Source organism: Nonomuraea harbinensis, from assembly GCF_019396385.1.
Taxonomy (GTDB): Bacteria; Actinomycetota; Actinomycetes; order Streptosporangiales; family Streptosporangiaceae; genus Nonomuraea; species Nonomuraea ferruginea.
Genome location: NZ_JAHKRN010000008.1, coordinates 185,483 through 197,293, shown reverse-complemented (window position 1 = coordinate 197,293; position 11,811 = coordinate 185,483). Strand labels below are relative to the sequence as shown.

13 protein-coding genes are annotated in these 11,811 nt (G+C 72.8%); 5 read left to right on the top strand and 8 right to left on the bottom strand.

Translation table 11 applies throughout. The annotated features are described in order from the left end of the window. Positions 1-26 precede the first annotated feature (26 nt). The 4 genes from KME79_RS11490 to KME79_RS11475 are packed head-to-tail and all read right to left on the bottom strand — an operon-like array spanning position 27 to position 3,409. Positions 27-620 carry a phosphoribosylanthranilate isomerase gene (locus KME79_RS11490; protein WP_148031969.1) on the bottom strand — a complete coding sequence of 198 codons (594 nt, stop codon included), beginning with the start codon at positions 618-620 and terminating at the stop codon, positions 27-29. A gap of 10 nt (positions 621-630) precedes the next feature. Then, on the bottom strand, positions 631-1,056 hold the full coding sequence (locus KME79_RS11485; RefSeq protein ID WP_219544405.1) for a hypothetical protein: 426 nt from the start codon (positions 1,054-1,056) through the stop codon (positions 631-633). A gap of 56 nt (positions 1,057-1,112) precedes the next feature. After that, positions 1,113-1,811 (bottom strand): response regulator, encoded by a 699-nt coding sequence (locus KME79_RS11480; RefSeq protein WP_219544404.1) that lies wholly within the window; start codon positions 1,809-1,811, stop codon positions 1,113-1,115. Next, on the bottom strand, positions 1,808-3,409 hold the full coding sequence (locus tag KME79_RS11475; protein ID WP_246639644.1) for a sensor histidine kinase: 1,602 nt from the start codon (positions 3,407-3,409) through the stop codon (positions 1,808-1,810). The genes KME79_RS11480 and KME79_RS11475 overlap by 4 nt, the downstream gene beginning before the upstream one ends. A 129-nt stretch (positions 3,410-3,538) precedes the next feature. On the opposite strand from KME79_RS11475, the gene KME79_RS11470 reads away from it, so the two are divergent. Continuing rightward, the gene (locus KME79_RS11470; protein ID WP_148031972.1) at positions 3,539-4,156 is read left to right on the top strand and encodes a class I SAM-dependent methyltransferase; all 618 of its coding nucleotides are present in this window, start codon (positions 3,539-3,541) and stop codon (positions 4,154-4,156) included. Next, on the top strand, positions 4,156-5,337 hold the full coding sequence (locus KME79_RS11465; RefSeq protein WP_219544403.1) for an acyl-CoA dehydrogenase family protein: 1,182 nt from the start codon (positions 4,156-4,158) through the stop codon (positions 5,335-5,337). The genes KME79_RS11470 and KME79_RS11465 overlap by 1 nt, the downstream gene beginning before the upstream one ends. A gap of 142 nt (positions 5,338-5,479) precedes the next feature. On the opposite strand, the gene KME79_RS11460 is transcribed toward KME79_RS11465, so the two are convergent. Genes KME79_RS11460 through KME79_RS11450 form a run of 3 tightly spaced genes read right to left on the bottom strand, consistent with a single transcriptional unit; the run spans position 5,480 to position 7,881 of the window. Continuing rightward, the gene (locus KME79_RS11460) at positions 5,480-6,259 is read right to left on the bottom strand and encodes an enoyl-CoA hydratase/isomerase family protein (protein ID WP_219544402.1); all 780 of its coding nucleotides are present in this window, start codon (positions 6,257-6,259) and stop codon (positions 5,480-5,482) included. Next, positions 6,256-7,170 (bottom strand): alpha/beta hydrolase, encoded by a 915-nt coding sequence (locus tag KME79_RS11455; protein WP_219544401.1) that lies wholly within the window; start codon positions 7,168-7,170, stop codon positions 6,256-6,258. Before KME79_RS11455 ends, KME79_RS11460 begins: the two co-directional genes overlap by 4 nt. A 9-nt stretch (positions 7,171-7,179) precedes the next feature. Continuing rightward, on the bottom strand, positions 7,180-7,881 hold the full coding sequence (locus KME79_RS11450; protein ID WP_219544400.1) for a gamma-glutamyl-gamma-aminobutyrate hydrolase family protein: 702 nt from the start codon (positions 7,879-7,881) through the stop codon (positions 7,180-7,182). A gap of 487 nt (positions 7,882-8,368) precedes the next feature. Between KME79_RS11450 and KME79_RS11445 the strand changes: the two genes are divergently transcribed. Then, positions 8,369-9,487: a globin domain-containing protein gene (locus KME79_RS11445; protein WP_219544399.1), complete on the top strand. Its 1,119-nt coding sequence runs from the start codon at positions 8,369-8,371 to the stop codon at positions 9,485-9,487. Here the strand turns inward: KME79_RS11445 and KME79_RS11440 are convergent, their stop codons facing one another. Then, positions 9,488-10,279 (bottom strand): helix-turn-helix domain-containing protein, encoded by a 792-nt coding sequence (locus KME79_RS11440; RefSeq protein WP_187281192.1) that lies wholly within the window; start codon positions 10,277-10,279, stop codon positions 9,488-9,490. It abuts the gene before it with no gap. 135 nt (positions 10,280-10,414) lie between these two features. On the opposite strand from KME79_RS11440, the gene KME79_RS11435 reads away from it, so the two are divergent. Beyond that, positions 10,415-11,494: a WD40/YVTN/BNR-like repeat-containing protein gene (locus tag KME79_RS11435; protein ID WP_219544398.1), complete on the top strand. Its 1,080-nt coding sequence runs from the start codon at positions 10,415-10,417 to the stop codon at positions 11,492-11,494. Positions 11,495-11,497: 3 nt separating this feature from the next. Beyond that, on the top strand, positions 11,498-11,806 hold the full coding sequence (locus KME79_RS11430) for a ubiquitin family protein (protein WP_148031980.1): 309 nt from the start codon (positions 11,498-11,500) through the stop codon (positions 11,804-11,806). The last annotated feature ends 5 nt before the right edge of the window (positions 11,807-11,811 follow it).

The following is an 11,811-nucleotide window of genomic DNA, read 5'->3' as shown; positions in this document are numbered from 1 at the left end:
GCGTCACCTCGCCCTGAGAGGGCGCGTCAGGAGGCGGCGCGGGCGGCGTCGACGAAGGCGGCGATCAGCGCCGGGTCCTTGACGCCGGGAGCGGTCTCGACGCCGCTGGAGACGTCGACCCCCCACGGGCGGGCGGCGGCGATCGCCTCGGCGACGTTGGACGGCGCCAGGCCGCCCGCGAGCATCCACTGCCCCGAAGGGCGGCCGCGGACGGCCGACCAGTCCCACGGCTCGCCGGAGCCCGCCCGGGGCGCGTCGACGATGAGCATGCTCTCGTCGAAGGCGCCGCACCGCAGGTCGGCCCGCGCGTCGACGGCCCTGATCAGGGTGCGGCCGAGGTCCTTGAGCGCGGTGAAGTCGCCGTGGGGGTGGTGGCCGTGGAGCTGGACGGCCCGCACCCCGGCGGCGAGCGCCGCGGCCCGGACCGTGGCGGGGTCCTCGCCGCGGAAGACGCCCACGGTCAGCACCTCCGGCGGCACGAGGGCCCCCAGCTCGGCGGCCCGCTCGGGCGTGATCCGGCGCGAGCTGCTGGTCAGCACGAAGCCGATGGCGTCGGCGCCGGCCTCGACGGCGGCGGCCACGTGGCCGGGGTCGGTCAGGCCGCAGATCTTCACGTACACAGGAACGAGGTTAGCGGCGGCGGGACGCTCCCGGCGACCACGACCAGATGAGCAGCGCGGTGGCGAGCCCGGACATGACGATCCCGTTGGGCAGGTGGGCGCCGAGCATCTCCCAGGTGAAGTGCTGGCCCATCCCCGCGACGAACAGCGCGAGGCTGGCCAGGGCGGGCCAGCCGGCGCCGCGGCCGGGCCGCCACACGAGCACGGCGAAGACGATCTGCAGCAGCCCGACGAGGTGGACGAGCATCCCGGCCATCACGTGGGGCTCGGCCATCGCCCCGTCGGTGGCGACCGACTGTCCGGCGAGCGAGCCGGCCACGACGAGGCCCGCCGCCTGGGCGATGATCGTCAGCCGCAGCGCGTACAGCAGGCCGGCGTTGACCGGCTTGGCGGGGGCCGAGGCGGGCGGGCGCTGGAAGAGATCCGTTTCTGACATGTCCGCAGTCCTTTCGATCGAGGACCAAGGATGCGCGCCGGGCCCGCCGGCGGTCGTCAGCCTGCCGGGCTATCCTGCCCTCCGCCGCGCGGCGGACGTACGGGGCGGAAGGACGCGTCGACGAGGCCGCTGCGGTGCGCGACCACGGCGGCCTGGATGCGGTTGCGCAGGCCGAGCTTCTCCATCGCGGAGGCGACGTGGGTCTTGACGGTGGTGACGCCGACGTGCAGCTCCTCGGCGATCTCGGCGTTGGACAGGCCGGTGCCGACCAGGGCGAGCACCTCGACCTCGCGCTCGGTGAGCCCGCGCGGGGCGGCCCCGGCGGACTGCTCCTCGGCGGCCAGGAAGCGCTCGACGACGCGGCGCAGCACCGACGGGGCGAGGAGCTGCTCGCCTGCGTGGGCGCGGCGGACGGCGTCGACCATGCGCGCCGGCTCGTCGTCCTTGACCAGGAAGCCGACGGCGCCGGCGCGGAGCGCGGCGTGCACGTTGGCGTCCTCGGCGAAGGTGGTGAGCACCACGATGCGGCTGGCCGGGCGGGCGGCGAGCACCCGCTTGATCGCCTCCAGGCCGTCGACCCTGGGCATGCGCAGGTCCATGAGGATGACGTCGGGCAGGTGGCGCTCGGCCAGCCGGACGGCCTCGGCGCCGTCGTCGGCCTCGGCGACCACCTCCATGTCGCCGTCGGCCTCCAGCAGCATCCGCACGCCCGCCCGGACGAGCACCTGGTCGTCGGCGACCAGGACACGGATCACGAGACGCTCCTGGCCGCGGGCAGGCTGGCGGCGAGCAGCCAGCCGCCGTCCTCGTCGGGACCGGCGCTGAGGGTGCCGCCGAGGGCGCGGACCCGCTCCCGCATGCCCGCCAGCCCGCGCCCGGAGGAGGGCAGGCGCTCGATCGTGGTGGGCGGGCGGCCGTTGTGGATCTCGACGCCGACGCCGTGGCGGTCGGCGCTGACCCGGACGCGGACCTCGGTGCCGGGTCCGGCGTGTTTGAGCACGTTCGTGAGGCCTTCCTGGACGATGCGCGCGGCGGAGGCGCGGGCGACGAGCGGGGCGTGGTCGGTGCCCCGGTCGAGTTCGAGATCCACCGCGAGGCCGGCGGCCGTCATCCGCTCGGCGGACTCGCGGATCACGTCGTTGGGGTCGGCGAGCAGGCCGGGCTGCCGGTCGGGGTCGCGTAAGAGGTCGATCAGGCCGCGCAGGTCCTCCAGCACCTGGTGGCCGGTCTCGCGGATGTCGGTGAGCGCGTCGGCGACCGGGCCGTCGGGGGCGGTGTAGCGGGCGGCGCCGGCCCGCAGCACCATCGCGCCGACGTGGTGGGCGACGATGTCGTGCACGTCGCGGGCGATGCGCTCGCGCTCGGCGAGCTGGTCGGCGCGCATCTGGGCGACGGTGAGCCGGGTGGACTCGCGCACCCGCAGCCGCTCGGCCGCGGCGGCGGCCTGCTTGACCCCGAGGTAGCGGCCGATCGCGACCGGGGTGAGGACGAGCGCGCACACGACGGCGGCGCGGAAGAAGGTGGTCTCGGTGTCCGGGCCGACGACGGCGACCCCGGCCAGCAGGCAGGTGGCCAGGTAGGCGGCGGCCGTCCACCCCCAGGAGGCGACCCGCATGGCGAACACGCCGAGGGCGATGAGGAGCAGCACCAGGCTGGTGCTGACCACCTGGGGGAGGTAGGTGTCGGCGAGGACGACCAGGATGCAGTGGAACAGGAAGACGAGCCCCGGCATGCGCCTGGCCACGCCGAGCGCCAGCCCGGCGGCGACCGCGAGCACGCCCGTCATCCAGGCCGGCTGGGGCCCCGAGTGCCAGCTCGTCCAGGTGCTCAGCATGGTGTAGGCCAGGCCGCCGGCGGCGAGCAGCACGTCGGGGGTGACGTCGCGGTGCTCCAGCTCGCCCACCGGGCCGCGCAGGTAGCCGCCGACCACGGCGGGGAAGATCGCGACGCCCGCGCAGTAGAGCCCGGTCCTGAGCGAGAAGGCGGCGCCGGGGTCGACCAGGTTGACGGCGGTGGCGACGCCCGCCGCGGCCATGGCCACCGCGATGGAGCGCCAGCGCTCCCGGTAGGCGGTGAGCCCGACGGCGACCAGCAGCAGCATCTGGGCGGTGTTGGAGCTGTAGGCCCCCATCTGGTCGGTGAGGACGAGGGCGCCCGCGAGCCACAGCGCGGCCACGAGCGGCCGGCGCCGCACCAATCCGAGGGGGACGCCGACCAGCAGCGCCAGGGGGACGATCGTGTACTGCGGTGCGAGCTCCCCGAGCCGCGCCTGACCGGACATCAGCAGGTCCAGGCTGACGCCCGCGGCGGCGAGGAGCAGGTCGAACGGCACACCGCGCCAACGCCAGCTCATGGCACCCAAGGTATCGAGCGGGGCCTTCCGGACAGTCCTCCCGGCGGAGGATGCCTCCTCCTCCAAGTGGCCGATTCTTCGTCCCCCCGGCGGAGACGCGCATGGGATCCGGACCCTTACCTTTGAGTCATGTCCAACGACACCACGCTGCTTCTGCGCCAGTTCCTGCGTTCGCCCGCCACGATAGGGGCGCTGGTGCCCAGTTCGCAGCGGCTGGCCGCGGCGGTGTGCGCGCCGGTGCCCGAGCGCGGCGAGCCGACCGTGGTGGAGCTGGGGCCGGGCACGGGCCCGTTCACCGCCGAGATCCAGCGCAGGCTGGGCGGTCGCGGCCATCATCTGGCGGTGGAGCTCAACGAGACGATGGCCGCGCTGCTGGCCGAGCGCTTCCCCGCCGTGGACGTGGTGAACGGCGACGCCGCCAAGCTGTCCGCGCTGCTGGCCGAGCGCAATCTTGGACAGGCGGACGTGGTGGTCAGCGGGCTGCCGTGGGCGGCGTTCCCGAAAGGGCTGCAGCTGACGCTGATGGGCGCGGTGACGTCGGTGATGAGCCACGCGGGCGCGTTCACCACCTTCTCGTACGTGCACGCGATCCCGCTGAGCCGGGCGCGGCGTTTCCGGACGCTGCTGGCCGAGCGGTTCGAGGAAGTGGTGGCCGGGCGGACGGTGTGGCGCAACGCCCCTCCGGCGTTCGTCTTCCACGCGCGCAGGCCTCGCCCGCGAACAGAGCTTTCTTCTACCATGGACTGATGGATTTCACTCTCCCGGAGAGCGCGCTCGCGGTTCAGCGTGGCATCGCCGACATCTGCGCCCGCTACGACCTCGACTACTGGCAGCGGTGCGAGAGCGAGAAGCGCTGGCCACAGGAGGTGTGGGAAGAGCTCGGCAAGGGCGGCTGGCTGGGCCTGGCGGTGCCCGAGCGCTTCGGCGGCGGCGGGCAGGGCCTGCTGGAGCTGGCGGTGGCGACCGAGACGATCTCGGCGTCCGGCGCGGCGGGCGGATCGGCCTTCACGTACGTGCTCACGCCCGGTTTCGGGGCGCTGACCCTGACCCGCCACGGCACCGACCGGCAGCGGGAGGAGCTGCTGCCGCGGCTGGCCACCGGCGAGCTGGAGACGTGCTTCGCGCTGACCGAGCCCGACGCGGGCTCCAACTCGCTGGCGATCACCACGTCGGCCCGCCGCGAAGGCGACGAGTTCGTGATCAACGGCCAGAAGATCTGGATCACCGGCGTGCAGCGGGCCGCCTGGATGCTGCTGGTCACCCGGACGGTCCCGGCGGCCGAGGCCAGGCCGCGGTCCCACGGGCTGACGGTGTTCCTGGTGAACGTGCCGGAGGCGGTCGCCGCCGGGCGGCTGTCGTTCCAGCCGATCCCCAAGATGGGCGCCAACACGACACCGTCCAACATGGTGTTCATCGACGACCTGCGGGTGCCGGCCGCGAACGTGGTCGGCGAGGTCGACCAGGGCGCGGCGGTGCTGTGGGACATACTCAACCCCGAGCGCGTCCTGCTGGCGGCCTCCGCGCTGGGCGGCGCCGAGGTGGCGCTGCGGGTGGCCGTGCAGTACGCCAAGGAGCGCGAGGTGTTCGGCCGGCCGATCGGCGCCAACCAGGCGGTGGCGTTCCCGCTCGCCCAGGTGAAGGCGAAGATCGAGCTGGCCCGGCTGATGATCTACAAGGCGGCGTGGTCGTTCGACCGGCGCCTGCCGTGCGGCACCGAGGCCAACATCGCCAAGCTGACCGCCTCCCAGGCCGCCTGGGAGGCCGCCGACGCCGCTTTCCAGACGCACGGCGGCATGGCGTACTCGCTGGAGTATCCGGTGGCCCGGCTGCTCGCCGACGCCCGGATCGGGAGGGTGGCACCCGTGACCGAGGAGCTTCTGCTCAACTACCTCGCGACGCAGGTGCTCGGCCTCCCGCGCGGTTTCTGACCGCCACCCGGCGCTGACCGCGGCGGGCCGCTGCTTCGTCCCCCGAGGCGGCGTTCTCGGCCCCGGCCGACAGGCTCGCCGTGCGGTCTGCCATGCGTTCCATGCCTTGGCGACTACCCCGGCCACGACGCCGAAACCCCCCTCAGGTGAAGCGGGGCGGACGCTTCTCGCGCAGCGCGCGGAGCCCCTCGGCGGCGTCGGGGCCGGTGAAACCGAGGAACTCCATGGCGAGCGAGGCGTCGAACGCGGGCCCGGCCATCCGCAGCCAGTTGTTGAGCGCGTACTTGGTGAGCCTGATGGCCTCCTGCGAGCCCGCGGCGAGCTTGACCGCGATCTCCATGGCGGTGTCGTGCACGGCGTCGTCGTCGACGCAGAGGCTGACCAGGCCCATCTTCTCGGCCTGCTCGCCGGTGACGGGCTCGCACAGCAGCAGGTGGTACTTGGCCTTGGCCATGCCGCACAGCAGCGGCCAGATGATGGCGGCGTGGTCGCCCGCGGCGACGCCGAGCCGGGTGTGGCCGTCGATGATGCGGGCGGTGCGGCCCGCGACCGAGATGTCGGCGAGCAGGGCGACGGCCAGCCCGGCGCCCACGGCCGGCCCCTGGATGGCCGAGACGACGGGCTTGGCGCAGTTGAGCACGTTGTAGACGATGTCGCGGGCCTCGGCGAAGACGCGCAGCCGGGTGTCGTGGTCGCGGGTCATCTCCTCGATCATGGACAGGTCGCCGCCGGCGGAGAACGCCTCGCCCTCGCCCCGGATGACCACGGCCCTGACGGAGTCGTCGCGGTCGGCGTCGCGCCAGATCTCGGCCAGCTCGCGGTGGCCGGTGCGGTCGACGGCGTTGAGCCTGCGCGGCTCGCTGATGGTGATCCGCAGCACGCCGTCGGCGGGGGTGTCGGTCTTGAGCCGCTCGTAGGTCACAGCGACTCCTTGAGCCGGGCGGCGATGTACTCGCGGGCCTCGGCCGCCTGGTCGAACAGCCGCGGCAGGGCGAAGAAGCTGTGGACCGCGCCGTCGAAGCGGCGCAGCTCGACCGGCACGCCCTCCTCGGCGAGCCGGGCGGCGTAGCGTTCGCCCTCGTCGCGCAGCACGTCGTACTCGGCGGTCACCACGGTGGCGGGGGGCAGCCCGGCGCATGAGGCCAGCCGCAGCGGGGACAGGCGCGGGTCGCCGGGGTCGGCCCCGGCGGCGTACTGGCGCAGGAACCAGGCCGACTCGGCGGCGTCCAGGCCGTAGCCCTCGGCGAACTCGCGGTAGCTGGGGGTGTCCATCAGCGCGTCGAGCATCGGGTAGACCAGCACCTGGTGGGCCAGGCGGAGCCCGGCGTCGCGGGCCTGCCAGGCCGCCACCGCGGCGAGGTTGCCGCCGGCGCTGTCGCCGATCACCGCCACCTTGCCGTCGCACTGGTAGAAGGCGGGCCGGGCGAAGACGTCGCGCACGACGGTCCAGGCGTCGTCGGCGGCGGCCGGGAACGGGTGCTCGGGCGCGAGCCGGTAGTCGACCGAGACGACCACGGCGCCGGTGCGGATGGCCAGGTCGCGGCCGAGTGCGTCGTTGCGCTTGACGCTGCCGAAGACGAACCCGCCGCCGTGGAAGTAGACGACGACGGGCAGCGGCTCGTCGCCGCGGTCGGCGCGGTAGATGCGGATGGGCACGCCCTCGGCCGTCTCGTCGCGGACCGAGGGCAGCTGCGTGAGCGGGCCGCGCTGGGCCGCGAGGCCGTCGACGGCGCGCATCTCCCGGATCCGCTCCAGATCGAGCGTGGCCGGGTCGACGCCCAGGTCAGACGGGTAGGCGGCGATGTACGCGCGTGCCTGGGGATGCAGCGACATGATCGAAGCCTAGCGGGCCGCCTCCACGAGCGCATCGAACAGGCCGTTGCCCTTCCCGCCGTCGCCGGTCTCGCGCTCCGGGTGCCACTGCACGCCCACGCCGAACCGGTGGCCCTGCAGTTCGATGCCCTCCACGATCTGGTCGTCCGCCCAGGCCACGGCCAGCAGCCCGGAGCCGAGCCGGCGCACCGACTGGGTGTGCGGGGCGACGGCCTCCACGTGGTCGCCGACGGCCTTGCCGAGCTTGCTCGACACGCTCACCTGGATGCGGTGCGGGGCGCCCGGCTCGTTGTGCCGCTCGCTCTCCAGCATCTCGGGCAGCCACGGGATGAGGCTGCCGCCCTGGGCCACGTTGAGCACGTGCATGCCGCGGGCGATGCCCAGGACGGGGATGTCGGCCTGCACGGCGGCCCTGGCCAGGGCCAGCTCGAACCGGTCGCGGTGCGGCTGCGGCTCGGGGGCGCGCGGGTCCTGCTCGTCGCCGTAGGCGGCCGCGCCCACCTCGGTGCCGCCGGTCAGCACGACGCCGCGCAGCCCGCTGACGTAGGCGGCGATGGCGTGGGAGTTGATCGGCGGCAGCACGACCGGCGCGCCGCCGGCCCTTTCGATCGCTCTGGCGTACGAGGGCGGGGAGAGCACGGCCTCCCGTACGTAGTCATCCCAGCGGGCGGCTTCGAAGTAGGCGGTGACGCCTATCAGCGGTCGGGACATGCGATCTCCAGGGGAGCGTTGTGCAGGGGTGGCCTGGGGCGCAGGCACATGCCCATCATGGCGCACACCATTTCGGTTATGTCGCTTGTCCCACAAGTCTCCTGGGGGCTGCCCGTCTGAAGCCCGCCGTCCGGTCCCGCGGCGGGGCGGGCGGGATGAGCCGGAGCAGGGCGGCGGGACGGGCGGACCGCCCGACAATCCGCCCAAATCCCGAAATTTCATTATGAAAGGCGAATACAATTCCTATTCGCGTTCAATACTCGAAATACAGCCCCGGCAAGATGGGGAAAATAATGTGACCGTTACTGAAAGTTCAGATGTGCACCTCATTGGGTGAATCGGTTGTGAGGTTACAGAGGCGGTGTAACACTGGATTTCGAGCGATCGGATGTGCCGGGGCATACCGGACGCTCGTCACCCGGAGCCGCCAGGGAGGTGGGACGACACGACCGGAATAACTTTCCGGCCAATAGGACGGGTTGGGTATATGTCATTGAATCCGCGCCTGGTCAAGGAGAGCTTCTCCATCATCGAGCCGGTGGCCGACAAGGCGGCCGCCTACTTCTACGGCAGGCTGTTCGCGGAGAGCCCGCACCTTCGCGGGATGTTCCCGCCGGCCATGGACGTGCAGCGCGACCGGCTCTTCAGCGCGCTGGCCCGCATCGTGTGGAGCGTCGACAGCCCGGAGAGCATGCGCTCGTTCCTGGGCCAGCTGGGGAGGGACCATCGCAAGTACGGAGTGGTCGCCGAGCACTACACCGCCATCGGCAGCGCCCTGGTCGCCACCGTCCGGCGCTTCGCCGCCGACATCTGGAACGCCGAGATCGAGGCCGCGTGGGTGTCGGCGTACACCGCCGCGGCCAATCTGATGATCGAGGCGGCCGAGGCCGACGCCGGGGTCTCCCCCGCCTGGTGGCTGGCGGAGGTGCTGGACCACGAGCGCCCCCACGACGACATCGCGATCCTCACCCTGCGCCCCACCCAGCGGCTGCCGTTCACGCCGGGCCAGTACGTCAACGTGCAGACCTCACGGTGGCCGAGAGTGTGGCGGACGTACTCGATCGCGAACGCGCCGCGCCCCGACAACGCGCTCCGGCTGCACGTGCGCGCGGTGCCCGGCGGCTGGGTGTCCACCACGCTCGTCCGCGACACGCGCATCGGCGACACGGTCATGCTCGGGCCGCCGATGGGCACCATGACGCCGCCCGAGCGCGGCGTGCGGGACCTGCTGTTCGTGGCCGGCGGCACCGGGCTGGCACCGCTGAAGGCGATCATCGAGCAGGTGATCGCCTCCGGCTGCCGCCCTTCCATGCACCTGCTGTTCGGCGCGCGCACCTCGGCCGAGCTGTACGACCTGCAGGACCTGATCCGGCTGGAGTCCTCGTTCCCGTGGCTGCGGGTGCTGCCCGTGGTGTCGGACGAGCCGGGCTACGAGGGGATGCGCGGCCGCCTGCCGGACGTGACGCGCCGCTTCCACTCCTGGGCCGAGCACGAGGTGTACGTGTGCGGGCCGCCCTCCATGGTCACCGAGACCGTACGCAACCTGCAGGCCGACGGGGTGCCGCCGGCGCGCATCCACCGGGACGTGGTGCACGGCGAGCGGTGATCAGCGGAACGCCGCCGCGGTCTCGTCGTCGGCCGGCCAGAACGTCTCGATGGCCAGCTCGGAGACCGTCACCTCCACGGGCGTGCCGAAGGTCGCGATCGTGGTGAACATGGACAGCACGCGGTCGCCGTGCCTGATCCGCAGCGGCAGGAGGATGTCGCCGGGGCCGGGCACGTGCGCCACGTTCAGGTCCACTCCCGGATACCGGTAGGCGGCCAGTTCGTCGTGCAGCTCGGCCAGCCGCCCGTCGCCGGACATCTCGGCCTGCCTGCGCAGCCGGTGCAGCAGGTGGGCGCGGACCTCGGCCAGGTTCAGCAGCCGCCCGCCCATCGCCTCCGGGTGCAGCGACAACCGCATCACGTTGACCGGTTCCTCCAGCAGCTCGGCCGGGACCCCCGCCATGAACATCCCGGCCGCCGGGTTGGCCGCCACCAGGTTCCAGGCGGCGTCCACGACCAGCGCCGGGTACGGCTCGTGCCCGGCCAGGATCGTGTCGAGCGCCTGCCGTACGACGTGCATCTCGGGCGCGCGCACCGCGCGCTCGGCGAACACCGGCGCGAACCCGGCCGCGATCAGCAGCCTGTTGCGGTGCCGCAGCGGCACCTCCAGCTCCTCCGCCAGCTTCATCACCATCTCCCTGCTGGGCCGGGCACGCCCGGTCTCCAGGAAGCTGATGTGCCGGGCGGAGACGTCCGCCTCGATCGCCAGGTCGAGCTGGCTGACCCGGCGCCGCTGCCGCCACGATCGCAACAAATCACCAAAAGCCTCTTCTTGTACAGCTACAGCTCCCATGTCCCGATACGTTAGCGACAAAAGGGGAAGTGCCACGATTACCTGGCAGGTAATCGTGCGGCAAATCTCCCAGTACTCGGCGAGCCGGTCAGCCGCGTGGCACGATGGCGGCATAGCGACCATGGGAGCGATGCCATGACAGACGCAGTGCTCGCGATCGGCACCCGCAAGGGCCTGTTCCTCGCCCGCTCCAGCGGCGCAGGCGCGTTCCGCGTCGAGCCGATCGCGTTCTCCACCGTCGGGATCCACTCCGTGGCGATCGACACCGGGGGCGCGGCTCCCCGCCTGCTGGCCGGCATCGAGTACGGGCACTTCGGCCCCTCGGTCATGTACTCCGACGACCTCGGCGGGACCTGGCGGGAGGCCGAGAGCCCGCCGATCGCCTTCCCCGAGAAGACCGGGACCACGCTCACCCGCGTCTGGCAGCTCACGCCCTCCCCGTCGGAGCCCGGCGTGGTGTGGGCCGGCGTGGAGCCGGGCGCGCTGTTCAGGTCGGAAGACGGCGGCGTCACCTTCAGCCTGGTGGAAGGCCTGTGGGAGCACCCGCACCGGCCGCGCTGGCAGCCGGGCGGCGGCGGGCTGTGCCTGCACACGATCATCCCGCACCCGTCCGACCCGCGCGTGCTCGGCGTGGCGATCTCCACCGGCGGCTTCTACCGCACCACCGACGGCGGCCTGTCGTGGGAGGCGGCCAACCAGGGCATCCGCGCCCCGTTCCTGCCCGAAGGTCAGCAGTATCCGGAGTTCGGCCAGTGCGTGCACAAGGTGGCGATGGAAGCGGGCCGGCCGGACCGGCTGTTCCTGCAGCACCACTTCGGCGTCTACCGCAGCGACGACTTCGGCGGCTCCTGGCACGACATCGGCTCGGCGCTCCCCTCCGACTTCGGCTTCCCCGTCGTCACGCACCCGTCGCGCCCCGGCACGCTGTACGTGCTGCCGCTGCACGCCGACATGGACCGCACCCCGGTCGGCCACCGCTACCGCGTCTACCGCAGCACCGACGCCGGCGGGTCGTGGGAGCCGCTGGAGCGCGGCCTGCCCGAGGGGCCGGTGCACGCGAGCGTGCTGCGCGACGCGATGGCCGCCACGGAGGCGGGCCTGTTCTTCGGCACCCGCGGCGGCGAGGTCTACTGGTCGGCCGACGACGGCGCGAGCTGGTCGCTGGTGGCCTCCCACCTGCCTGACGTGCTGACCGTGCGGGCGGCGGTGCTCTGAGCCATGGCCCGTCCCGTGATGCTGGTCGTGTTCGTGCTCCCCGCCGCCCTGCGCAGGTGGGTGAGCGGCCGTACGGAAGTGAAGGTGTTCGCGGTCGGGCCCGACCGCGACTCGCCGCCCACCCTGGGCGCGGCGCTCGACGTGCTGCGCCGCACCCACCCGCTGCTTGAGGAGCGGATCAGGGACGAGTACGGGCGGATCCGCCGCCACATCAACATGGTCGTGTGCGGCGAGAACGCCCGCGGCCTCGGCAGCCTCGACTGCACGCTGCCGCCGGGCGCGGAGGTGTACGTCATGCCCGCCCTGGCCTGACCCGC

What these genes read in the sequence shown, in the direction of transcription:
- KME79_RS11435 (WP_219544398.1), top strand. Translation starts at nt 10,415, where the DNA reads ATGACAGACGCAGTGCTCGCGATCGGCACCCGCAAGGGCCTGTTCCTC.
- KME79_RS11445 (WP_219544399.1), top strand. Translation starts at nt 8,369, where the DNA reads ATGTCATTGAATCCGCGCCTGGTCAAGGAGAGCTTCTCCATCATCGAG.
- KME79_RS11475 (WP_246639644.1), bottom strand. Translation starts at nt 3,409, where the DNA reads ATGAGCTGGCGTTGGCGCGGTGTGCCGTTCGACCTGCTCCTCGCCGCC.
- KME79_RS11440 (WP_187281192.1), bottom strand. Translation starts at nt 10,279, where the DNA reads ATGGGAGCTGTAGCTGTACAAGAAGAGGCTTTTGGTGATTTGTTGCGA.
- KME79_RS11485 (WP_219544405.1), bottom strand. Translation starts at nt 1,056, where the DNA reads ATGTCAGAAACGGATCTCTTCCAGCGCCCGCCCGCCTCGGCCCCCGCC.
- KME79_RS11465 (WP_219544403.1), top strand. Translation starts at nt 4,156, where the DNA reads ATGGATTTCACTCTCCCGGAGAGCGCGCTCGCGGTTCAGCGTGGCATC.
- KME79_RS11430 (WP_148031980.1), top strand. Translation starts at nt 11,498, where the DNA reads ATGGCCCGTCCCGTGATGCTGGTCGTGTTCGTGCTCCCCGCCGCCCTG.
- KME79_RS11455 (WP_219544401.1), bottom strand. Translation starts at nt 7,170, where the DNA reads ATGTCGCTGCATCCCCAGGCACGCGCGTACATCGCCGCCTACCCGTCT.
- KME79_RS11450 (WP_219544400.1), bottom strand. Translation starts at nt 7,881, where the DNA reads ATGTCCCGACCGCTGATAGGCGTCACCGCCTACTTCGAAGCCGCCCGC.
- KME79_RS11470 (WP_148031972.1), top strand. Translation starts at nt 3,539, where the DNA reads ATGTCCAACGACACCACGCTGCTTCTGCGCCAGTTCCTGCGTTCGCCC.